Source organism: Isoptericola sp. NPDC060185, from assembly GCF_042728595.1.
Classification (GTDB): Bacteria; Actinomycetota; Actinomycetes; order Actinomycetales; family Cellulomonadaceae; genus Isoptericola.
The window spans coordinates 70,911-91,511 of the sequence record NZ_JBHWYY010000012.1 but is presented as its reverse complement, the minus strand read 5'-3'; the positions used below and the strand labels follow the sequence as shown (position 1 = coordinate 91,511).

Below are 20,601 nucleotides of genomic sequence, written 5' to 3'. Positions count from 1 at the left end.
GCCATCCGCCGCTCGTCCCTCGCGGCTCCCGCCAGGCCCGACCAGCCTCGCGACACGACACCCCCGCCCCGCCCCTCGTGCATCGCCCGACATCTCCGGAACGACCACAACGGCGGCCCTGCCGCCCGGGTCGGGCGACAGGGCCGGTCGGCGCCCGCGGGCGTCGGGAGGGAGATGCTGGGGTGCTGGCGAGGCTCAGCGCTGTCGGGGCCAGGGGAAGGGGCCCGGGCCGTCCCAGCCGTCGCCCTTGCCGTGCCCGTGCCCGTTGCCGTTCCCGTGGCCCGGGTGCTCGCCGCGGCCGGACTTGTAGACCTGGATGGTCGACGGGCGCGGGCCGCGCCAGGCGCCGGCCGGCACCTTCTCGCCCTCGGCGAGGTAGTCCGGGAAGAACGAGTGCTGGTCGTCCGTGCTGCCGTTCTCGCCCGGGTGCTGCACGTTGACGTAGACCATCTGGTCGCGCGAGTCCACGACCGGTCCGCAGGTCTCCGCCTCGCGCGGCACCGACAGGAACTGCTCCACCCGCCCGCGCCGGCTGCCCGTGAGGGTCACCTTGAACAGGCCGTCGCACTTCTGGATGGTCGACGGGGCGCCGTCCGTGGAGATCCACAGGTTGCCGTCCGCGTCGAACGCGAGGTTGTCGGGGCAGGAGATCGGCGAGACCTGGTCGGCCGGGAAGCCCGAGAAGTACGTCGAGCCGTTCACCGACGGGTCGCCCGCGACCAGCAGCAGGTTCCAGGTGAACGTCGTGGCGGTCTGGTCGCCGCGGTCCTCGATGATCTCGACGACGTGCCCGTCGCGGTTGGTGTTCCGCGGGTTGGGCTCGGTGGCGCCCTCCTTGCCGGCCTTGCCGCGGTCGGTGTTGTTGGTGCACGCGACGTAGACGCGGCCGGTGAGCGGGTTGGGCTCCACGTCCTCCGGGCGGTCCATCTTCGTGGCGCCCACGGCGTCGGCCGCGAGGCGCGTGAAGACGAGCACCTCCTCCACGGTCATCCCGGGCACCCGGGACGCACCGTCCTTCACCAGCGGGATCCACTCGCCCGTGCCGTCGAAACCGCCGTCGGAGGGCACCGCGCCCGAGCCGTCGATCTCGGCCGCCGGCGAGTCGCCCGTGAACCGCGCCACGTACAGGTCGCCCTCGGACAGCAGCGTCTTGTTGTGGCGGCGTGCCGCGCGGCTCGCGCCCTCGCGGAAGCGGTTCTTCGACACGTACTTGTACACGTAGTCGAACCGCTCGTCGTCGCCCATGTACGCGACGGCGTGCCCGCGCTTCGACAGGATGACGTTGGCGCCCTCGTGCTTGAAGCGGCCCATGGCCGTGTGCTTGACCGGCGCCTCGTCGGGCTCGTACGGGTCCACCTCGACGATCCAGCCGAAGCGGTGGCTCTCGTACTCGTAGCCCGGGTTCCGGCCGTCGAAGCGCGGGTCGTCGAGCTCCCAGCCGTAGCTGGTCGCGGCGTCCTTGAGTCCGTATCGCGCGTCCCGCGGGTCCTTGCCGTTGACGCGGAAGTTGGCGTTGTAGTTCTCCTCGCCGGAGACGACCGTGCCCCACGGCGTGGTGCCGCCCGAGCAGTTGTTGAGCGTGCCGCGCACGCGGGTGCCGCTCGGGTCCTCGATCGTCTGCATGAGGTACGACCCGGCCGCCGGGCCGTCCACGCGGAACTCCGTGTCCACGGTGATGCGGCGGTTGTAGCGGCTGATCCGCGAGTACGTCCACGGCGAGCCCTCGCGGTCGCGGCGCACCTCGACGACCGACAGCCCCCAGGCGGCGCGCTCGATCGCGCGTCGCGTGGCGGCGTCGTACGAGTCGTCGAACATGATCCCGGCGTTGGTGTACTCGTGGTTGCTCACGAGCAGGCCGTGCGTGCCCCGCTTCGTCCTCCCCTGCGGGCGGACGTCGCCCGGGTCGGCGGGGAGGATGTCGAGGTAGTCGACGTTGTAGCCGAACTGCCTGGCCTGCTGCTCCGGCGACTGGCGCGCCGGGTCGAACGCGCGGCCGCCCGGCAGGATCGGGTCGCCCCAGCGGATGATGGGCGACCACTCGTAGCCCTCGGGGACGACGAAGGCGTCGAGGCCCGCGTCCTGCGGGGCGATCGCGCCGAAGGCGAGCCCCTTGCCATGGCCGCGCCCGGCGGCACCGGCCGACGTCGCGGCGGAGGCGCCGGGCGCGGCGGCCACCTGGGCGCCGACGACGACGGTGGCGGCCGCGGCGGCCAGGCCGCCCAGCATGACGCGGCGCGACAGCGCCCGGGCGGCGACGTCGCGGAAGTACTCGTTGGCGGACTCGTTGGGGGCCGGGTGCGAGCACGCGTCCGCGCACTTCAGCCGGCAGGTGACGGCGCTGCGCTTGCCGCGCGCGTAGTGGGGGCCGTCGTGGGGGCCGGTGGGCGGGGCCGCGAGCTCCAGCAGCGGGCGCGACTCGGGGGCGATCGTCATCGGTGGCACTCCTGAGGGTGTGCGGTGTCAGGACAGGGGGTGACCTGCCCGAACGTAGGGACCACCGATGGCGGCTGCGGGTCGTGACACCGACCCGCAGGTGAACAGCAGGTGACGCCCAGGGTCCGCCGGCCGGGGACGCCGTCAGCCCAGCGAGGCCACCCACTCGGACGTGCCGTCGGAGAAGCCCTGCTCCTTCCAGATCGGCACCTCGGCCTTGAGCTCCTCGACCAGGTCCGACGCCGCGGTGAACGCGGCCTGCCGGTGCCCGGCGGCGACGGCCGCCACGACCGCGACGTCCCCGATCGTCAGGTCGCCGGTGCGGTGCACGACGGCGACGCGCACCCGGTCCCCCGTCGACGCGGCCGTGCGGCGCGCGACCCGTTCCGCGACCGCCCGCAGCACGGCGGCCGCGTCCGGGTGGGCCTCGTAGTGCAGGTGCACGACGTCGCGCGAATGACCGGGCGCGCCGTCGTGGTCGCGCACGTAGCCGGTGAACGTGGCCACGGCCCCGCACGCGTCGTCGCGCACCAGCGCGCTCAGCTCGGCGACCAGCGGGTCCAGCGGCGAGTCGACGACGACGGCGCGCAGCACCTCGGCCCTCGCTTCCGCGGGCGGGGCCGGCGCGGGGGCGGTGTGGTCGACGCCGGCGAGCTGGTCGACGGCGTGTGGCAGCACCTCGGCGAGCGCGTCGAGGCCGTCGGTCACGCCCCCGACGGAGCCGGGCAGGTTGATCACGAGCGTGCGACCGGCGACGCCCGCGACGCCGCGGGACAGGGCCGCCGCCGGTACGGCCCGCTTCGCGGGGTCGGTGGGGGCGAGCGAACGGGCGCGTACCAGCTCCGCGATCCCCGGCACCTCGCGGTCCAGGACGGCGCGCGTGGCCTCCGGCGTGCGGTCGCGCGGCCCGAGGCCCGTGCCGCCGCTGGTGACGATCAGGTGCGGCACCTCCTCGCGCGCCGCGCCCGACGTCGACCCGAGCAGTGCGGCGATCGCCTCGCGCACCGGGTCGCCGTCGGGCACCACGACGGGCTCGGCGACCACCCAGCCACGCTCCGCGAACCATGCCGCGGCCGCCGGGCCGGAGCGGTCCTCGTACTCCCCCGCCGCCGCGCGGTCCGACGCGACGACGACGGCGACGCGGCGCTCCGGCGCCGCCCCCGCGGCGCTCATGCGTCCGCCTGCCCGTCCGACGCCGCCGCGCGCGTCCAGTCGCCCGACTTGCCGCCCGACTTCGCCACGACCTGCACGTCCGTGAGCACGGCCGCCTTGTCGACGGCCTTGATCATGTCGTAGAGCGTCAGCCCGGCGACGGTCACGGCGGTGAGCGCCTCCATCTCGACGCCCGTGCGGCCGGTGGTGCGCACCGTCGCCGACATCCGGACCTCGCCCGAACCGCCCGCGGCGGGCACCACGTCGATCTCGACGCCGGAGATCGGCAGCGGGTGGCACAGCGGCACGAGGTCGGGCGTGCGCTTGGCGCCCATGATCCCCGCGACGCGTGCGGTGGCGATCGCCTCCCCCTTGGGCAGGTCGCCGGTCGCGATGCGCGCGACGACGTCGGGCCGGGTGCGCAGCACGGCCGTGGCGGTCGCCTCGCGGCGGGTCACGTCCTTGGCCGACACGTCGACCATGTGCGCGGCGCCGTCGGCGCGGTAGTGGGACAGATCGGCGTTGTCGGTCAACGGAGCTCCTGGTAGTCGACGAGGTCGCCGGCCTCGAGGCGCGCGACGCCGGGCGGCACGTGCACGAGGATCGTCGCGGCGGCGAGATGGGTGAGCAGGTGCGAGCCGGGGCCGCCGCTCATCCGTACGCGGCCGCCGTCGAGCACGCCCCGCCGCACCTGGTGCAGCGCCGGCGGCGAGTCGAGCGGCTCGGCCAGCGGGGCGCGCCCGGCCGGACGACGCGCGGGCGCGGCGCCCGTGGCGGCGGCCAGCGACGGGCGCAGGAACAGCTCGAACGACACGAACGCGCTCACCGGGTTGCCGGGGAACGCGACGAGCGGCACCCGCCGCGCGACCGCCCCCGCGCCGACGTCGACGGTGCCGAGGCCCTGCGGGCCGCCGGGCTGCACGGCCACGTGCCCGAACCAGGCGTCGGTGAGGGTCTGGCGCACCACCTCGTACGCCCCGGCCGACACGCCCCCGGTCGTCACGACGAGCGCGACGTCGTGCGGGGCGTCGGCGAGCACCTGGCGCAGCGCGTCGGGGCGGTCCGGCACGACGCGGGTCGTGACGCGGGCGCCGGCCTGCGCGAGCGCGGCGGTGAGGGCGGCGCCGTTGGCGTCGTGCACCTGGGCGGGGCCGAGAGCCGCGCCCGCGGGCGCCAGCTCCGAGCCGGTGGAGACGAGCAGCACGTGCGGCGGCGGCGCGACGTCGACGGCGGTGACGCCGGCGGCCACGAGCGCGCCGAGCTGCGGCGGGCCCAGCGGGGTCCCGGCCGCGAGGAGCAGGTCACCCCGCGCGACGTCGGAGCCCGCGGCGCGCACGAACGTGCCGGGCGCGACGGGGGCGGCGAACTGCACCGAGGCGGCGCTCCGCGGGTCCGGGAAGCGCGGTGGGTCGGCGTCCTCGATCTTGACGACGGCGTCGGCGCCGGCCGGCACCGGCGCGCCGGTCATCACCGGCGCCGCGCTGCCCGGCTCGAGCGGCGGCGGCTGCGTGCCCGCGGGCACGGGGGCAGCGACCGGCAGCACGACCGGGTCCCGCGCCGTCGCCGCGGCGAGGTCGGCCGCGCGGACCGCGTACCCGTCCATCTGGGAGTTGTCGAAGCCGGGCAGCGCGACCGCGGCCACCGCATCGCGGGCCAGCACCCGCGGCGCCAGCGCCGCGCCCGCCGCCGTCTGCGCGAGCAGCGTCGCGACGTCCACCCGCGCCGCCCCGCGCGCGGCCGTCAGGGACGGTCCTGCCAGCGCGGCCACCGCGGCCGCGTGGTCGGCCACCGATCTGCGGCCGTGCGTCACGTCGTCATGCACGAGCGTCAGCCTATGTTCTCGGCGCGGACATCCTCGAGGGCGCTCGCGTCGCCGACGGCGTCAGCCCCGCTTCACCAGCTCGAGGACCGGGGAGGTGCGGAAGGGTGCGGAGCCTATGGTCCGGGCGAGGTCTCCGGTGAGGTAGTCGTACAGCTCGTCACGATCGCGACAGGCAGCAGCGACGAGCAGGTCGTAGTTCCCGGACAGCGCCGTGGCCATGGCGACGGGAGCGTGGGTGGCGACCCGGCGGCCGAGCTCGTCGAGCTGATCGAGCGGAACCTGCATCCAGATGAGCACCAGCTCCTCGTATCCGAGAACCCGTTCGTCGACGACGACGTCGAAGTAGACGAGCGAGCACGCCCGAAGCCGGTCCAGGCGCCGGCGTGCGTTGGACTCGGAGACGCCGACGGCGCCGGCGACCCGCGCGACGGTCGCGCGCCCGTCATCGGCGAGGACACCGATGATCGCCCGGTCGACATCGTCGGCGCGCCGGCCGCCGTGTGCCCCGGCGGACACGGAACCAGCGCCGGCGAGCTCACTGATCTCGGCCGCCGTGAGCGCGCTGATGCGCGCCTGCCAGGCCACCTGGTGGCCCACGAAGAACCGCAACGGGGAGTACGCCTCGATCGCCAGGATGCCCGGCGTCGTGTGCAACGCGGCGAGCACGGCGTCGCGCACGGACGGTGCCGTGCGGTGACCCTCGACGTGGAGCAGGAAGACGACCTCGGTGCCGCCCGAGGTCAACATCACCCATCTCGTGTCGTCCCTGGCGCCCAGCTCCTGGGCGATCGTGCGTGTCTGCGGCGGCGCGCACCGAAGTCTGACGAACCAGCCCTGTGCCGTTCCGTCGGCGGTCACGGGTACCGCACTGATCCGTACGGCGCCGTGGTCCACGAGCCGGCGGTACCGGCGCGCGACGGTCTGGTCGGACACTCCGAGGACCGCCCCGATCCGCTCGAAGCTCGCGCGGGCATCGATCTGGAGCGCATGCACGATGCGGCGATCCAGCACGTCGAGTGCGAGAGATTCCGTCACGAGGATCGAATCTACGTCGAGATCCACCACTTCGTCGGCGCACCCTGTTGCAGATTCGCCGCCCTGACGAGCATCGAAGCGTTGTCCTGTCGCTTCGAAGGAGTCCCCGTGCGTTCCTGGTCCGCCCTGCTCGCCATCTGTCTCGGTACGTTCTTGCTGCTGCTCGACGCGACGATCGTGACCGTCGCGCTGCCCGACATGCACGACGACCTCGGCGCCTCGTTCACCGACCTGCAATGGCTGATGGACGCCTACGCGTTGATGCTCGCCACGTCCCTGCTCGGCGCCGGGGCGCTCGCCGACCGGACCGGGCGGCGCCGGGTCTACGTCGCCGGCCTGGCGATCTTCATGGGCGCCTCGGTCCTCTGCGCGCTCGCGCCCGACGTGCAGGTGCTCATCGCCGCTCGTGCCCTGCAAGGGGTGGGCGGCGCAGCCATGCTCGCCACGACGCTCGCCCTGCTCTCGGTCACCTACCACGGCCGCCAGCGCGGCATCGCGTTCGGGGTGTGGGGCGCCGTCAGTGGCGCGACGACCGCGCTCGGACTGCTCCTCGGCGGCGTGCTCACCGAAGTCGCGGGATGGCCGTGGATCTTTGCGATCAACGTTCCGGTCGGCATCCTCGCGATCCTGGTCAGCCTTCGCGCGCTGCCCTCCGCCGCCGGTGACGGACGACGAAAGCTCGACCTCGCCGGCACGGCCACATTCACGATCGCCGCGGGCGCGCTGGTCCTCGCCATCATCCGCGGGCAGCAGGACGGCTGGACGAGCCCTCGAATCCTTCTTGCTCTTGCGGCCGCGGCAGCCGCCACGATCCTGTTCGTCGTCATCGAGTCGCGAGTGGCACAGCCGGTCCTCGACCTCGCCCTGTTCCGCCGCCCGCCCTTCGTTGCGGCCATGGTCGCCACCCTCACGCTCCAGGCCGCCGCGTTCTCCACCCTCCCGTCGACCTCCGTCTGGCTGCAGACCGTCGAGGGCCTCGGACCCGTCGACACCGGGGTCGCGTTCCTCCCCCTCGCCGTTCCGGCGCTCGTGGTCGCTGGATTCTCGGGCCGCCTGCTGCACCGGGTGCCGCCTCGGATCACCATCGGCACCGGGCTCCTCGTCGTCGCCGGCGGCGCCGTCACGCTCGCGCTCTGCATGAAGGCGGACTCGGCGGCATCGGCCCTGACCACAGGACTTGTCGTGGTGGGTACCGGGGCCGGGCTCGCCATCGTCCCCGTCGCGGACGCCGCGATGGCCGCGGTGCCGCACGACCGCGCCGGCATGGCGAGCGGGGCGATGAACACCTTCCGCCAGCTCGGGTTCGCCCTCGGCATCGCGCTGTTCGGCGCGGTTCTCCAGGCCCGCCTCAGCGCAAGCCTCCTGGACCAGCAGGTGCCCCAGGCCCCGGCGCTCGGCGCGGCGGTCAGCAGCGGCGGCCTCGACGGGGCGGTCGCCCAGATCCCGCCCGACCAGGTCACCGCGATCACCCACGCGGTCCGCGAGGCATTCGCCGTGGGGCTCAGCGGGGTGTACCTGACAGCAGCGGTCGTCGCGCTCGTCGGCGCCACCACCGCATTCGCCCTCGGCCGGCGCACCACGGTCGTGCAGGAGCTCGGCCCCGACCCTGTCGAGCTCGGCTGAGCGCACCTCTGCCTCGCGATCGAAGACATCGCATCCGCGACCTTATCGATCCGCAGATGCGCGACTATGCTCTGTCTCGTGCCGCACATGCGAGTTTCGGAAGCGTCCGTGTACCTCGGCGTCAGCGACGACACCGTGCGCCGCTGGATCGACCGCGGCCTGCTCGGGTCCACCACGGACGCGGCGGGGCGCAAGGTCGTGGACGGGTACGAGGTCGCGATGGTCGCGCGCGAGCACGCCACGCCCCCGGCGCTCCCGGGCGGGATGAAGAGCTCGGCGCGCAACCGCTTCGTCGGGCTCGTCACGGACATCCAAAGCGACAAGGTTATGTCTCAGGTGGAGCTCCAGTGCGGGCCGTTCCGCGTGGTGTCGCTCATGAGCAGCGAGGCCGTGCGCGACCTGGGCCTGGAACGCGGCTCCGTGGCGGTGGCGGTGATCAAGTCGACGACGGTCGTGATCGAGGCCGAGGCGTGAACCGCCGAGGACGAAGGAGACGTATGAGGAAGCATCTCGCCGCCGGGGTGGCGACCCTGTCGGTCGGCGCGGCGGCGACCGCGCTCGCGGGCTGCGGCACGTCGGCGTCGGGGGGCGAGGGCGGCGACGGCGCGACGCTCACCGTGTTCGCGGCGGCATCGCTCCAGGGCTCGTTCGAGGACCTCGCCGAGCAGTTCGAGGCGACGCACGACGGTGTGGACGTGCGGCTCAGCTTCGCCGGGTCGTCCGACCTGGTAGCGCAGATCCAGCAGGGCGCGCCGGCCGACGTCTTCGCCTCCGCGGACACGGCGAACATGGACAAGCTCGTCGCCGACGACCTGGTGGGCGCGCCGCAGGACTTCGCCACCAACTCCCTCGAGATCGCCGTGCCGCCGGGCAACCCGGCCGGCGTCGCGACTCTCGCCGACCTCGCAGACCCGGACGTGAAGCTCGTGCTGTGCGCCCCCGAGGTGCCGTGCGGCGCCGCGTCCGCCCGGGTCGCCGACGCCGCCGGCCTCGACCTGCAGCCCGTCAGCGAGGAGCAGAGCGTCACCGACGTGCTCGGCAAGGTGATCGCGGGCGAGGCGGACGCCGGGCTCGTGTACGTCACCGACGTCGCCGCCGCGGGCGACGACGTCGAGGGGGTCGAGCTCCCCGAGTCGGCCGGCGCGGTGAACACCTACCCGATCGCCCCCGTCACCGACACGGACCATGAGGAGCTCGCGCGGCAGTTCGTCGACCTCGTGCTCTCCGACGACGGGCAGCAGACCCTTGCCGGGTACGGCTTCGCCGCCCCGTGACGCGACCGATGACCACGACCCGCACCGCCCAGACCCCCGCCGCCGAGACCTCCGTCGGCCCGCCACGGTGGGCCTTCGTGCCCGCCGCCGTGGGCGGGCTGTTCGTGGTGCTGCCGCTGGTCGCGATGGCCACGCGGGTCGACTGGTCGAGCTACTGGACGCTGGTCTCCAGCGAGTCGGCGCGCGCGGCGCTGGTGCTGAGCCTGCAGACGTCGGCCGCCAGCACGCTGGCGTGCCTGGTCCTCGGCATCCCGATGGCGCTGGTGCTCGCCCGCTGCCGCTTTCCCGGGAACGACCTGCTGCGCTCCCTGGTGATGGTGCCGCTGGTGCTGCCGCCCGTCGTGGGCGGCATCGCCCTGCTGTACACGTTCGGCCGACGCGGGCTGCTCGGCGAGACCCTGCAGGTGGCGGGCCTGCAGATCGCGTTCTCCACGACCGCGGTGGTCCTCGCGCAGACGTTCGTCGCGCTGCCGTTCCTCGTCATGAGCTTGGAGGGTGCCCTGCGCACCGCGGGGGCGCGGTACGAGGTGGTCGCGGCGTCGCTAGGCGCCCGGCCCACCACGGTGCTGCGCCGCGTCACCCTGCCGCTCGTGTGGCCGGGGCTGGTGTCGGGGGCCGTGCTGTCGTTCGCCCGCGCCCTCGGCGAGTTCGGCGCCACGATCACGTTCGCCGGCAGCCTCCAGGGAGTCACGCGCACCCTGCCGCTGGAGATCTACCTGCAGCGCGAGACCGACCCCGACGCGGCGGTCGCGCTGTCCCTGCTGCTCGTCGTGGTCGCCGTGCTCGTCATCGCGGTCACCCGGCGGGACCGGGGCGCCCTGTGAGCCTCTCCTTCGCCGCCACGCTGCCCGCCCGCGGGTTCGACGTCGAGCTCGACGTCGCCGAGGGTCGCACCCTCGCGCTGCTCGGCCCGAACGGCGCCGGGAAGTCCACCGCGCTCGGACTGGCGGCCGGGACGCTGCGCCCGCACAACGGCGAGATCACCCTCGACGGCCGGCCCCTGGTCCGCGCGGAGGCCGGCCGTACCCGCACCTGGGTGCCCTCGCACGCCCGGCAGGTCGCGCTGCTGGCGCAGGAGGCCCTGCTCTTCCCGCACCTGTCCGTGCGGCAGAACGTCGCGTTCGGCCCGCGCTCCCAGGGCGCCCGGCGCCGGGAGGCGGATGACGCCGCCGTGCGCCGGCTGGAGCAGATCGGCCTCGCGCACCTCGCCGACCGCCCGCCCGCGACCCTGTCCGGCGGGCAGGCGCAGCGGGTGGCCGTTGCCCGCGCGCTCGCCGCCGAGCCCCGGCTGCTGCTGCTCGACGAGCCCATGGCCGCCCTCGACGTCGACGTCACGCCCGCACTGCGCCAGACGCTCCAGCGGCTCCTCGCCGACCAGACCGCGATCATCACGACCCACGACGTCCTCGACGCCCTGCTCCTGGCCGACGAGGTCGCGGTCGTCGAGGGCGGACGCGTCGTCGAGCGCGGCCCGACGGCCCAGGTGCTGGCCCGCCCGCGCAGCGCGTTCGCGGCGCGCATCGCGGGGCTCAACCTGCTCACCGGGACGTGGACCGGCGACGGCGTCCGCACGCCCGCCGGGGAGGTGGCGCACGGCCACGGCGCCCCGGACGCCTCCGTCGGCGCGCCCATGACCGCCGTCTTCCGCCCCGCCGCCGTCTCCGTCTACCTCGACGAGCGGCACGGCTCGCCGCGCAACACCTTCCGCGGCACGGTGACCTCGCTGGAGCCACGCGGCGACCTCGTGCGCGTGCGCACCGACCACCTCGCCGCCGACGTCACGCCGCAGGCCGCCGCCGAGCTCGCGCTCACGCCGGGCACGCCTGTGTGGCTGTCCGTCAAGGCGGCGGAGGTGGACGTCTACCCGGGGTGAAAGACCCCGGTCAGGACGGCCTCCCTGGCGTCGCGCCGTAGTAGGGCCGGACGACCGGGCCGAGCTTGCGCTGGATCGTGCGCAGGAGCCGGATCGTCTCCACGTCGTCCATGCCGGTCGTGGTGCGCCAGTCCGTCCCGGAGCCGACGAGGTCGCTGGCGAAGACGATCTCCACGGCCAGGAGGACCCGCGCCCAGTCCGCTGCCTCGAGGGGCGTGTCCTGCTTCAGGTCCGTGCCCAGCGCGGCGCACCGCTGCACCAGGGTGTGGGCGTCGGCGAACCCCATCCCTCGCGCGAGGAGGTCGCTGGCGTGCGCGGGGCCGCCCCACTCGTACAGGGCGCGGGACAGGAGCGCGATCTCGTGCGTGTCGAGCAGGCTGCTGGGGCGCTCGTCGTGCGGAGCCGTCATACCGCATTCTCCTCTCGTCACGCCCCGATCTCACTGAGGTCTCGGGTCAGCGGAGCACGGACAGCATCGAGGTGAACCAGTCGCGGAAGCTCACTCCGTCGACCGTCGGGTCGTACATGGAACCGCACTGCCTGAGCCAAAGGTCTTCGAGCGCGTCCTCGTCGGAGTTGGCAGAGAGTGCCGCCTCGATGTCCGATCGAAGCTCCTGGACAGTTGCTGCTGCCTCGTCCGACCGGAACACTTCCACTACTCCGAGGGGGGTGGGTGCTTCGACGTCGTAATCCTGATGGAAGTACGTCCGCGCCAAGTAGCGTAACCTTTGCATCTAGAGCTCCATGATCGTGGGGTACGAAGTGATGATGCGATATCCCTCGGGACTCGATGGGTCGCGGCGCAGAAATGTGGCGACTTCCTGGGGGGTGACGATTTTACCCTGGCACCTGACGAAGACTCGCCCATCGGCCGGGCTCATTGTCGATCTGATCTCGAGCTTTATATCGGTACCCGAGATCTACTTCTCAATGCGCCTGGCATTGCCGCGTATGTTCTCGGCAGTAGCTCGCTGCGCGCAATCGAGATTCCTGAACGTCGACGCCAAAGGGATGTTGCGCGACCTCAGATAATCGTCAGACTCGCTACGTGACGCTCGATCGCGTGACCGCCCGCGGACTCATGCGGACGGAGGGGCACGGAGTGCTTCGCGTTGTGGACCAGGACGGGCAGGTCGCCGGCGAGGACGTAGTAGTTGTGGTGCGTGGCGACGTGGAAGTTGTAGACGGTGACCGCGTCGGCGGGGTCGCGGTGTTCGATGTCGATCCGGTCGAGGGTGACGGTGCCCGTGTCCACCAACGCCTCACCCGTAGCCTGATACCGCGAATGGGCGCGGCGGATCTCGCTGATGGTGTCTTCCTTCGTCTCCATCAACGCGTCCACGGCCTGAGAGATCGTCCCGGCGACGTCCAGGCGGGACATCGCCCCGGCGGCGTCGTCGATCGAGCCGGCGACCTCGAGGTAGTCCTGCCCACCGGAAAGGACGAGTACCGGGTCCCCGGGCGTGGGGTCGGAGTCCAGACCCACCGGCGACCAGTCCGCCGGCCTCACGCTCTCGCCTCCTCCTGGTGCACGATCACGTCCCGTCCCCTCGCAGGTCAGGCACCGGTTCTCACCCTCCGTCGCCCCGCACGAGAGTAAGCCGCGCCGTCCGTGATGCACCACGGGCAGAACTACCCGTCGTCCCAGGACGACGTCCGCGATGAGTTCTCGCGCGGCGTCTGGTCTGTCCCGGTGACCCCCGAGGAGGACCCATGACGTCCACGACCGAACACCCGAACCCCGCACGCACCGGCCGGCCGCCCGTCGTCGACCTCGCCACCTGGCAGGCCGCGCGCGACGAGCTCCTCGTCCGCGAGAAGGCCCACACCCGGGAGGGCGACGCGATCGCCGCGGCCCGCCGCCGGCTCCCCATGGTGGAGGTCGACGCGACGGCTGAGGTGGTCGGAGCAGGCGGCCCCGTCCCGTTCCTCGACGTCTTCGCCGGCCGCGACGAGCTGGTCGTCTACCACTCCATGTGGCACGACGGCGCCCCGTCGCAGGGGCAGTGCGAGGGCTGCACGTTCAACCTGTGGCACCTGCGCGACGCGGCCTACCTCAACGCCCGCGGCGTCTCCCTCGCCGCCCTGACCTCGGGGCCCTGGGAGGAGGTGGCTCCCTACGTCGAGTTCATGGGGTACCCCCAGCCGTGGTTCTCGGTGCGGGGTGTGGAGGACGCGGTGCGCACGGAGGAGGGCCACATCTCGGTCTTCCTGCGCGACGGCGACCGCGCCTTCCTCACCTACTCCACGACCGGCCGCGGCAACGAGCCCGCCGACGGCACGCTGGGCGTGCTCGACATGACGCCCTACGGCCGGCGCGAGGCGTGGCAGGACGACCCGGAGGGCTGGCCCCCGGCACCCGACGCCGGCTCCCCGGAGGGCGGTCACGGCGCCCCGATCTGCTGGTACTGGCGCACCGACGCCGACGGGCGCGCGACGTGGGGCCCGACGAGCCGCCCCACGGCACAGTGGACCCGGCCCGGGGCGACCCCCGTGACGGCCCTTGGTAGGCACAGCCACCACTGAGCCACCGGGCGGCCGGTCAGGCGTGCGCGAGCTCCAGCCGGTAGCCGCGCTTGACGACGGTCTTCACCAGGTCGCGTCGTCCGGCGGCCTCGCGCAGCCGGGCGACGGCCACCTCGACGGCGTGCGGGTCGCGCGACGTGCCGGGCAGCACGTCCAGCACGCGCTCGCGCGGCACGACGTCCCCGCCCGCGGACGCGAGCAGCCGCAGCACCTCGACGCCCGTCGGCGACAGGGGCAGCACCTGCTGGTCCAGGACGGCGACGCGGGCGCGGATGACGAGCGGCCCGGCGACGGTGGCCAGCGCCACGGACTCCAGGTGCTCGTAGTGCCCCACGACCGTGCGCACGAGGGCGCCGAGCCGGCCTCGCTCGGGCTGGAGCATCGGGATGCCGCGCGACTCCAGCGGCCGCGCGGTGACGGGCCCGACGGCGGCGGCGACCATCGACCCGTCCGCGAAGCGCGCCACGACCTCGTCGCGCAGGCCCTGCGCCTCGACGGCGCGCAGCCACGCCTCGGCGCCGGGAGCGGAGGTGAACGCGACGGCGTCGATCTCGCCCGCCGCGGCCGCGCGCACGGAGGCCTCGACGGCGGCCGGGTCGGGCGGCGGCCCCCAGCGGTAGACCACCAGCGCGGAAACCCGCGCTCCCGCCTTCTCGAAGACGGCGTCCAGCCCGTCGGCGCCCGCGCCGTGGTGCTGGATCGCGACGTGCAGGCCGTTCACGCCCTCGCTCAGCAGCACCTCGGCGACCTCGGCCGACGTCTCGGACTCGGCGACCCAGTCGGCCTGCAGCCCCGCCGCCTGGATCGCGCCCCGCGCCTTCGGGCCGCGCGCGACCAGGCGCGAGCGGCCGAGGACGGCGAGCAGGTCGTCGGCCAGGCCGTGGGCGTCGGCGGCCTCGATCCAGGCGCGGAAGCCGACGCCGGTGGTCGCGACGACGACGTCCGGCGGGTCGGCGACGAGGGCGCGCGTCGCGGCGATCAGCGCGTCGTCGTCCACGTGCGGGATCATGCTCAGCGCCGGCGCGTGCCGGACGGCGGCGCCCCGCCGCTCCAGCGCGGCGGCCAGCTCCCCCGACCGGCGGTCGGCCGTGACGAGCACCGTGCAGCCGGCCATCACCTGGCCCAGCGCGGGCCGGGCCGTCCGCCTCGCGGCGTCAGCCACCGGCCCGCCCTGCGGCTCCTCCTGCGTCACCCGCGACCTCCAGCAGCTGCTCGTCCGCCACGTCGCCGATCACGACCACGGCCGGGGCGCAGACCCCGACCTCCTCGGCGCGCTTGGCGGCCAGGTCGAGGGCGACGCGCGTGACACGCTGGTCGGGCAGCGAACCTCGCTCCACGATAGCGACGGGCGTGGTCGGCGCGGCGCCCGCGTCCAGCAGCCGGGCGACGATGGCGGGCAGCGCCGCCACCCCCATGAGCACGACGAGCGTCGCGGCGCGGGACGTCACGCAGGCGACCGACACGTCGTCGAGCACGTCGCCGCTCGCCGCGCCGTCGCGGGTGTGCCCCGTGACCGTGTGCCCCGTGACCACGTGGAACGCCGTCGTCGTGCCGCGGTGCGTGAGCGGCACCCCGGCCAGCGCGGGCGCGGCGAGCGCGGACGACACCCCGGGCACCACCTCGACCGGCACCCCCGCGGCGCGGCAGGCCGCGACCTCCTCGCCGCCGCGGCCGAAGACGAACGGGTCGCCGCCCTTGAGCCGCACCACGCGCTGCCCGGCGAGCGCACGGGCGACGATCAGCGCGTCGATCTCCTCCTGCGGCAACGTGTGCCGGCCCGGCGTCTTGCCGACGTCGACGACCTCGACGGCCGGGTCGAGGTCGTCGAGCAGCTCCCGGGGCACCAGGCGGTCGGTGACCACGACGTCGGCCGTGGTCAGCGCGCGCCAGGCGCGGTAGGTGAGCAGGTCGGCCGCGCCCGGGCCGGCACCGACGAGGACGACGCTCCCCGTCGCGGGGCGGGCCGTCGTCATCCGATCCCCACGTGCACGACGCCGCCGGTGACGACCACCGGGTACGACGCGAGGTCGGCCGCCGACCCGGCCCTCGGCTCCTTGCCCGCCGCGTCGAGGCAGCGGCCGGTGTGCAGCTCGAAGACCTGCTTGTAGACCGGCGACGCGACGGTGGGCGTGCCGCCGCGCGTGCCGACGATGCCCCGCGACATGACGTGCGCCCCCGAGTACGGGTCGAGCTGCTGCACGGCGCAGACGGTGCCGTCGAGCAGCCGGAACAGCGCCACCTGCAGCTCCTCCCCGTCGGAGCCGGTCACCAGGGCGGCGGCGCCGCGCTCGGGGGCGAGGGCGTCCAGCGGGCAGACGGCCGTCCAGCCGGGCCCGTCGACGAGGGACGTCGCGGGGCGCGAGGCCGAAGGGACAAGGGCGGTCATGCGCGCACCTCCAGGGTGGGGCCGGCGACGAGGACGGGGCCCGCGAGGTCGGGGTCGACGACGCCCGCCGCGACCTCGTCGGGGGTGGCGGGGCGCTTCTGGCCGCGCTCGGGCACGTACGCGAGCGCCGGGTCCGGCGTCGTCGGGGCGTTGACGAAGGAGCCGAAGCGGGCGAGCTTCTCGGGGTCCTCCAGCACGGCTCGCCACTCGTCCTCGTACCCCTCGACGTGCCGCGCCATCGCGGCGTCGAGGTCCGCGCCGATGCCGAGGGAGTCCTCGATCACGACCTGGCGGATCGCCTCGAGCCCGCCCTCGTACTCCTCGACCCAGGGCGCGGTGCGCTGCAGCCGGTCGGCGGTGCGGATGTACAGCATGAGGAAGCGGTCGATCGTGCGGAGCAGCTCGGCCGACGACAGGTTCTCCGCGAGGAGCTGCGCGTGCTTCGGCGTCTGGCCGCCGTTGCCGCCCACGTAGACGTTCCAACCCTGGTCGGTGGCGATGACCCCGACGTCCTTGCCGCGCGCCTCGGCGCACTCGCGGGCACAGCCGGAGACGCCGAGCTTGAGCTTGTGCGGCGAGCGCAGGCCGCGGTAGCGCAGCTCGAGCTCGACGGCCATGCCCACGGAGTCCTGCACCCCGTACCGGCACCACGTGGACCCGACGCACGACTTCACGGTGCGCAGCGACTTGCCGTACGCGTGCCCGGACTCGAAGCCGGCGTCCACGAGCCGCCGCCAGATCTCCGGGAGCTGCTCGACGCGGGCACCGAACATGTCGATCCGCTGGCCGCCGGTGATCTTCGTGTAGAGGCCGAAGTCCTTCGCGACCTGCCCGACGACGATCAGCCCCTCCGGCGTCACCTCGCCGCCCGGCATGCGCGGGACGACCGAGTACGTGCCGTCCTTCTGCAGGTTGGCGAGCATGTGGTCGTTGGTGTCCTGCAGCGTGGCCTGCTCGCCCGCGAGGATGTGCCCGTTGCCGAGGCTGGCCAGGATCGACGCCACGGTCGGCTTGCAGATGTCGCAGCCCCGGCCGGCGTCGCTCGCGCCGTCGGGCACCCGGCCGAACCGGGCGATGATCTCGCTGAACGTGTGCAGGTCGGCCACGCGCACGGCGTCGAAGAGCTGCGCGCGGGACAGGTCGAAGTGCTCGCACAGCGCGTTGCTGACCTCGACGCCGGCCCTGGCGAGCTCCGTCTTCGTCAGCTTGGTGACCAGCGGCACGCACGCCCCGCACGTGGTGCCGGCCCGCGTGCACGCCTTGACGCCCGCGACGTCGGTGCACTCGTGCTCCGTGACCGCACCCCGGATCGTGCCCGCCGAGACGTTGTTGCAGGAGCAGACGTTCGCGTCGTCGGGCAGCTCGAGGGTGGGCGCACCGCCCGACCCCTCGGGCAGCAGGAACGCGGACGGGTCGCCCGGCAGTTCCGCGCCGAGCATGGGACGCAGCGACGCGTACGGCCCGGCGTCGCCGACGAAGACGCCTCCCAGCAGGGTGCGCGCGTCGTCGGCCATGACGAGCTTGCTGTAGACGCCCCGCAGCGGGTCGGCCCAGACGATCTCGACGGACTTCTCGGTGCGCCCGTGCGCGTCGCCGAAGCTCGCCACGTCGACGCCCGAGAGCTTGAGCTTGGTCGCCGTGTCCGCGCCGGGGAACGTGGCCCCGCCGCCGAGCAGCCGGTCGACCACGACCTCCGCCATCGTGTTGCCGGGCGCGACCAGGCCGAGGCAGCGCCCCTCGATGCACGCGACCTCGCCGATCGCCCAGACGTGGTCGTCGGCGGTGCGGCAGGTGAGGTCGACGACGGCGCCGCCGCGCGCGCCGATCTCGAGCCCGGCCGCGCGAGCCAGCTCGTCGCGGGGGCGCACGCCCGTGGCCATCACGACGACGTCGACGTCGAGCCGCCCGCCGTCGGCGAAGTCCATGCGGCCCACGTGCCCGGTGCGGCGGTGCGGCCGGATCGCCTTCGTCGCCGTGTCGGTGCGGACCGCGATGCCCTTGTCGTTGATGAGCCGCTTCAGCGCGTGCCCGCCGCCCAGGTCGACCTGCACGTCCATGAGATGCGTGCCGAACTGGATCACCGTGGCCTGCGCGCCGAGCGCCTTCAGCGCGCCCGCGGCCTCGAGGCCCAGCAGCCCGCCGCCGACGACGGCGCCGCGCACCGGGCGCTCCACCACGCCGCCCCGCGTCTCGATGCGGCCGGCCTCCCGCTTGGCCTCCACCCACCCGCGCAGCGCCGCGACGTCGTCGATGGTGCGGTACACGAAGACGCCGGGCAGGTCGTTGCCGTCGATGGGCGGCATCGCGGCGCTGGACCCCGTGGCGAGCACCAGCTCGTCGTAGGCGTGCACGCGGCCGAGGCGGTCGGTGACGGTCCGCGCGGCGCGGTCGACCGACGTGACCGCGCAGTCGCGGTGCAGGTCGACGAGCGGGTCGTCCCACAGCGCCGGGTCGCCGAGGGCGAGCTCCTCGGCGTCGCGCACCTCGAAGTAGCGGGTGAGGCCGACGCGGTCGTAGGGCGTGCGGGGCTCCTCGGCGAACACGGTGACGCGCCACGCGCCGCCCGTGTCGCGGGCCCTCAGGGCCTCGACGAACCGCTGCGCGACCATGCCACCGCCGACGACGACGACGTGCCGCCGCTCGGAACGGCCTGGGGTGGGGGGCTCGCTGCTCATGACCCGACGGTAGGAAGCCGCCGTGTCGCCGCCGTCAGCCCCCGGTTACCTCACGGGAACATCTGCCTCACGCGCGACACACTCCGCGCGAGAGGAGAGTCGTCACGCGCCCGGCACGACCTCCAGCGGGCCCTCGTCCGGCGTCGGGACCTCGAACCCGTCGTGGAAGGCGGCGGCCACCTCGGGGGTCAGGACGACGTCGTGCGGGTGCGCCGCGGTCCGCGCGGCCACCCGGGCGAGGGCGACGTCGCGCGGGGTGTCGACGTAGACGACCAGGACGTCCGCGCCGTGGGCTGCACCGAGCGCGCGGTAGGTGTCCCGGGACGCGCGGGACCAGAACGACGAGTCGACGACGACGTCGCGCCCCTGGTCGAGGAGCGCGCCGACCCGGGACCGCAGGGTCTCCGCCACCTGGCGGGCGGCGTCGTCGGGCAGGGGGTGCACGGCCGGGTGCCCGGCCGCCCACGCGAGCTCGTCGACGGACGCGACCGCGTAGCCGTCGGCCGCGTAGCGCCGGGCGTGCGTGGACTTGCCCGCGCCGGCGGGGCCGCACAGGAGGACGAGGGTCGGCACGGCCGAGACGCTACCCTCGCTGTCCATGCCGACGACGCCGAGGATGCAGTTCGACCCGCGCACGACGACGAACCCGCAGGTCCGCGCCGTCGGCCGGTGGCTCGGCCGCCTCAACGCGCGGCACCCGTGGAACCACAACGACCACTTCCACGGCTGGATCCTGCGCCGGCTGCCGCGACGCAGGCGACGCGCGCTCGACGTCGGGTGTGGCACGGGCGCGCTCGTCGACCGGCTACGCCGCTCCGGCGCCACCGTCGTCGGGCTCGACGCCGACGCCGCGATGGCCGAGGCGACCGCCGCGCGGTTCGCGGGAGACCCGGGCGTCAACGTGCGGCACGGCCGGTTCGAGGACGTCCCCGCCGACGGCTCGTTCGACGTCGTGACGATGGTCGCGTCGCTGCACCACATGGACCTGGAGCCCGCGCTGCGGCACGCCGCAGGGGTCGTCGCGCCGGGCGGCCGCCTGCTCGTGGTGGGGCTCGCGCGGATCGGCGCGCCGCGCGACCTCGCCGTCGACCTCGTGTCGTCGTTCGCCAACCCCGTGGTGGGGATGGTCAAGCACCCGCGGCCGGCCGCCGCGGGCGCCGGGGACGACGGGCCGCCCGTGCCGGTGCGCGACTCGCGCGAGACGTACGGCGAGGTCCGCGACACCGCGCGGCGCGTCCTGCCGGGCGCACGGTTCCGGCAGCGGCTGTTCTTCCGCTACACGCTCGAGTGGACGCGACCGTGACGGGTCCCATCACCCACGAACCCGCCGGGTACGCCTGCCCGTTCTGCGGCATCCAGCGGGGCCTCGTCGACGAGTGGAACCAGCCGTCCGACGTCGTCGCGGTGACGGAGCGCGCCTTCGCGCGCATCGCGCCGAAGTGGTGGCCGGACAACCCCGGCGGGGTCCTGGTGATCCCGCGGGTGCACGTCGAGAACCTCTACGCGCTCACGCCCGAGGACGGCGCGGCCGTCTGGGAGCTCACGCAGCGGGTCGCCGAGGCCATGCGCACGTCGTACGACTGCCCCGGCACCTCGATCCGCCAGCACAACGAGCCCGCGGGCGACCAGGACGTCTGGCACCTGCACGTCCACGTGCTCCCCCGCCACCCGGACGACCGCCTCTACCAACGGCACGACGACGCCCGCTGGGCCCCGCCCGCCGAGCGGGTGCCCTACGCCGCCGCGCTCCGGGAGGCGCTCGGCCTGCCGTACCGCCTGGACGCCTGACGGCCGGCACCTCG

The 20,601-nt window shown here is 74.3% G+C and carries 21 protein-coding genes and 1 pseudogene; 8 read left to right on the top strand and 14 right to left on the bottom strand.

Annotated features, from left to right (window positions below; translation table 11 throughout):
• Positions 1-195: 195 nt before the first annotated feature.
• From ACFWDO_RS07140 to ACFWDO_RS07115, 6 genes and pseudogenes are all read right to left on the bottom strand, one after another.
• Positions 196-2,433: a PhoX family protein gene (locus ACFWDO_RS07140; protein ID WP_380321362.1), complete on the bottom strand. Its 2,238-nt coding sequence runs from the start codon at positions 2,431-2,433 to the stop codon at positions 196-198.
• Between the two features lie 144 nt (positions 2,434-2,577).
• A complete protein-coding gene (locus ACFWDO_RS07135; RefSeq protein ID WP_380321365.1) occupies positions 2,578-3,606 on the bottom strand; it encodes a molybdenum cofactor biosynthesis protein MoaE in 1,029 nt (342 codons plus the stop codon).
• Complete coding sequence (moaC, locus tag ACFWDO_RS07130) at positions 3,603-4,118, bottom strand: cyclic pyranopterin monophosphate synthase MoaC (RefSeq protein ID WP_380321368.1); 516 nt, start codon at positions 4,116-4,118, stop codon at positions 3,603-3,605. The genes ACFWDO_RS07135 and moaC overlap by 4 nt, the downstream gene beginning before the upstream one ends.
• A complete protein-coding gene (gene glp / locus ACFWDO_RS07125) occupies positions 4,115-5,407 on the bottom strand; it encodes a gephyrin-like molybdotransferase Glp (RefSeq protein ID WP_380321371.1) in 1,293 nt (430 codons plus the stop codon). The genes moaC and glp overlap by 4 nt, the downstream gene beginning before the upstream one ends.
• A gap of 60 nt (positions 5,408-5,467) precedes the next feature.
• Positions 5,468-6,154, bottom strand: coding sequence for an Lrp/AsnC family transcriptional regulator (locus ACFWDO_RS07120; protein WP_380346867.1), 687 nt, complete (start codon positions 6,152-6,154; stop codon positions 5,468-5,470).
• A 189-nt stretch (positions 6,155-6,343) separates the two neighbouring features.
• Positions 6,344-6,400: pseudogene (locus ACFWDO_RS07115) on the bottom strand (hypothetical protein); the annotation flags it as partial.
• On the opposite strand from ACFWDO_RS07115, the gene ACFWDO_RS07110 reads away from it, so the two are divergent.
• The 5 genes from ACFWDO_RS07110 to ACFWDO_RS07090 all read left to right on the top strand — a co-directional run bounded on the left by ACFWDO_RS07110 (position 6,395) and on the right by ACFWDO_RS07090 (position 11,212).
• Positions 6,395-8,065: an MFS transporter gene (locus ACFWDO_RS07110; protein ID WP_380346865.1), complete on the top strand. Its 1,671-nt coding sequence runs from the start codon at positions 6,395-6,397 to the stop codon at positions 8,063-8,065. The pseudogene ACFWDO_RS07115 and the gene ACFWDO_RS07110 overlap by 6 nt on opposite strands.
• Positions 8,066-8,143: 78 nt before the next feature.
• On the top strand, positions 8,144-8,539 hold the full coding sequence (locus ACFWDO_RS07105; protein ID WP_380321380.1) for a molybdopterin-binding protein: 396 nt from the start codon (positions 8,144-8,146) through the stop codon (positions 8,537-8,539).
• 23 nt (positions 8,540-8,562) lie between these two features.
• Positions 8,563-9,339, top strand: a complete 777-nt coding sequence (modA, locus tag ACFWDO_RS07100) for a molybdate ABC transporter substrate-binding protein (protein ID WP_380321383.1) — start codon at positions 8,563-8,565, stop codon at positions 9,337-9,339.
• An 8-nt stretch (positions 9,340-9,347) separates the two neighbouring features.
• Positions 9,348-10,163, top strand: coding sequence for an ABC transporter permease (locus ACFWDO_RS07095; protein ID WP_380321386.1), 816 nt, complete (start codon positions 9,348-9,350; stop codon positions 10,161-10,163).
• The gene (locus tag ACFWDO_RS07090; protein WP_380321389.1) at positions 10,160-11,212 is read left to right on the top strand and encodes a sulfate/molybdate ABC transporter ATP-binding protein; all 1,053 of its coding nucleotides are present in this window, start codon (positions 10,160-10,162) and stop codon (positions 11,210-11,212) included. Before ACFWDO_RS07095 ends, ACFWDO_RS07090 begins: the two co-directional genes overlap by 4 nt.
• A 10-nt stretch (positions 11,213-11,222) precedes the next feature.
• Here ACFWDO_RS07090 and ACFWDO_RS07085 read toward each other — a convergent pair whose 3' ends face one another.
• The 3 genes from ACFWDO_RS07085 to ACFWDO_RS07075 all read right to left on the bottom strand — a co-directional run bounded on the left by ACFWDO_RS07085 (position 11,223) and on the right by ACFWDO_RS07075 (position 12,722).
• Positions 11,223-11,621, bottom strand: a complete 399-nt coding sequence (locus ACFWDO_RS07085) for a hypothetical protein (RefSeq protein WP_380321392.1) — start codon at positions 11,619-11,621, stop codon at positions 11,223-11,225.
• Positions 11,622-11,667: 46 nt separating this feature from the next.
• Positions 11,668-11,928 carry a contact-dependent growth inhibition system immunity protein gene (locus ACFWDO_RS07080; protein WP_380321395.1) on the bottom strand — a complete coding sequence of 87 codons (261 nt, stop codon included), beginning with the start codon at positions 11,926-11,928 and terminating at the stop codon, positions 11,668-11,670.
• A 308-nt stretch (positions 11,929-12,236) separates the two neighbouring features.
• Entirely contained in the window at positions 12,237-12,722 is a 486-nt protein-coding gene (locus ACFWDO_RS07075; protein WP_380321398.1) for a hypothetical protein, read from the bottom strand.
• A gap of 203 nt (positions 12,723-12,925) precedes the next feature.
• Here ACFWDO_RS07075 and ACFWDO_RS07070 point away from each other — a divergent pair, with 203 nt between their 5' ends.
• Positions 12,926-13,738, top strand: a complete 813-nt coding sequence (locus ACFWDO_RS07070) for a DUF899 family protein (protein WP_380321401.1) — start codon at positions 12,926-12,928, stop codon at positions 13,736-13,738.
• Positions 13,739-13,754: 16 nt separating this feature from the next.
• Here the strand turns inward: ACFWDO_RS07070 and ACFWDO_RS07065 are convergent, their stop codons facing one another.
• From ACFWDO_RS07065 to ACFWDO_RS07045, 5 genes are all read right to left on the bottom strand, one after another.
• Positions 13,755-14,852, bottom strand: a complete 1,098-nt coding sequence (locus tag ACFWDO_RS07065) for a uroporphyrinogen-III synthase (RefSeq protein WP_380321425.1) — start codon at positions 14,850-14,852, stop codon at positions 13,755-13,757.
• Positions 14,853-14,892: 40 nt separating this feature from the next.
• Positions 14,893-15,711 carry a uroporphyrinogen-III C-methyltransferase gene (cobA, locus tag ACFWDO_RS07060; protein WP_380321404.1) on the bottom strand — a complete coding sequence of 273 codons (819 nt, stop codon included), beginning with the start codon at positions 15,709-15,711 and terminating at the stop codon, positions 14,893-14,895.
• Positions 15,708-16,124 (bottom strand): nitrite reductase small subunit NirD, encoded by a 417-nt coding sequence (gene nirD / locus ACFWDO_RS07055; protein WP_380321407.1) that lies wholly within the window; start codon positions 16,122-16,124, stop codon positions 15,708-15,710. The genes cobA and nirD overlap by 4 nt, the downstream gene beginning before the upstream one ends.
• Positions 16,121-18,799: a nitrite reductase large subunit NirB gene (gene nirB, locus ACFWDO_RS07050; RefSeq protein WP_380321410.1), complete on the bottom strand. Its 2,679-nt coding sequence runs from the start codon at positions 18,797-18,799 to the stop codon at positions 16,121-16,123. Before nirB ends, nirD begins: the two co-directional genes overlap by 4 nt.
• A 102-nt stretch (positions 18,800-18,901) precedes the next feature.
• Complete coding sequence (locus ACFWDO_RS07045) at positions 18,902-19,372, bottom strand: AAA family ATPase (protein WP_380321413.1); 471 nt, start codon at positions 19,370-19,372, stop codon at positions 18,902-18,904.
• Between the two features lie 25 nt (positions 19,373-19,397).
• Between ACFWDO_RS07045 and ACFWDO_RS07040 the strand changes: the two genes are divergently transcribed.
• Both ACFWDO_RS07040 and ACFWDO_RS07035 read left to right on the top strand, forming a co-directional pair.
• Positions 19,398-20,102: a class I SAM-dependent methyltransferase gene (locus tag ACFWDO_RS07040; protein ID WP_380321416.1), complete on the top strand. Its 705-nt coding sequence runs from the start codon at positions 19,398-19,400 to the stop codon at positions 20,100-20,102.
• Entirely contained in the window at positions 20,099-20,587 is a 489-nt protein-coding gene (locus tag ACFWDO_RS07035) for an HIT family protein (protein ID WP_380321419.1), read from the top strand. The genes ACFWDO_RS07040 and ACFWDO_RS07035 overlap by 4 nt, the downstream gene beginning before the upstream one ends.
• The last annotated feature ends 14 nt before the right edge of the window (positions 20,588-20,601 follow it).

Bases quoted from the DNA above. Each gene is read 5' to 3' on its own strand.
- cobA (WP_380321404.1), bottom strand. From the start codon at position 15,711: ATGACGACGGCCCGCCCCGCGACGGGGAGCGTCGTCCTCGTCGGTGCC.
- ACFWDO_RS07085 (WP_380321392.1), bottom strand. From the start codon at position 11,621: ATGACGGCTCCGCACGACGAGCGCCCCAGCAGCCTGCTCGACACGCAC.
- ACFWDO_RS07065 (WP_380321425.1), bottom strand. From the start codon at position 14,852: ATGGCCGGCTGCACGGTGCTCGTCACGGCCGACCGCCGGTCGGGGGAG.
- ACFWDO_RS07070 (WP_380321401.1), top strand. From the start codon at position 12,926: ATGACGTCCACGACCGAACACCCGAACCCCGCACGCACCGGCCGGCCG.
- ACFWDO_RS07110 (WP_380346865.1), top strand. From the start codon at position 6,395: ATGCACGATGCGGCGATCCAGCACGTCGAGTGCGAGAGATTCCGTCAC.
- nirB (WP_380321410.1), bottom strand. From the start codon at position 18,799: ATGAGCAGCGAGCCCCCCACCCCAGGCCGTTCCGAGCGGCGGCACGTC.
- ACFWDO_RS07095 (WP_380321386.1), top strand. From the start codon at position 9,348: ATGACCACGACCCGCACCGCCCAGACCCCCGCCGCCGAGACCTCCGTC.
- nirD (WP_380321407.1), bottom strand. From the start codon at position 16,124: ATGACCGCCCTTGTCCCTTCGGCCTCGCGCCCCGCGACGTCCCTCGTC.
- ACFWDO_RS07040 (WP_380321416.1), top strand. From the start codon at position 19,398: ATGCCGACGACGCCGAGGATGCAGTTCGACCCGCGCACGACGACGAAC.
- ACFWDO_RS07140 (WP_380321362.1), bottom strand. From the start codon at position 2,433: ATGACGATCGCCCCCGAGTCGCGCCCGCTGCTGGAGCTCGCGGCCCCG.
- ACFWDO_RS07120 (WP_380346867.1), bottom strand. From the start codon at position 6,154: ATGTTGACCTCGGGCGGCACCGAGGTCGTCTTCCTGCTCCACGTCGAG.
- ACFWDO_RS07135 (WP_380321365.1), bottom strand. From the start codon at position 3,606: ATGAGCGCCGCGGGGGCGGCGCCGGAGCGCCGCGTCGCCGTCGTCGTC.
- modA (WP_380321383.1), top strand. From the start codon at position 8,563: ATGAGGAAGCATCTCGCCGCCGGGGTGGCGACCCTGTCGGTCGGCGCG.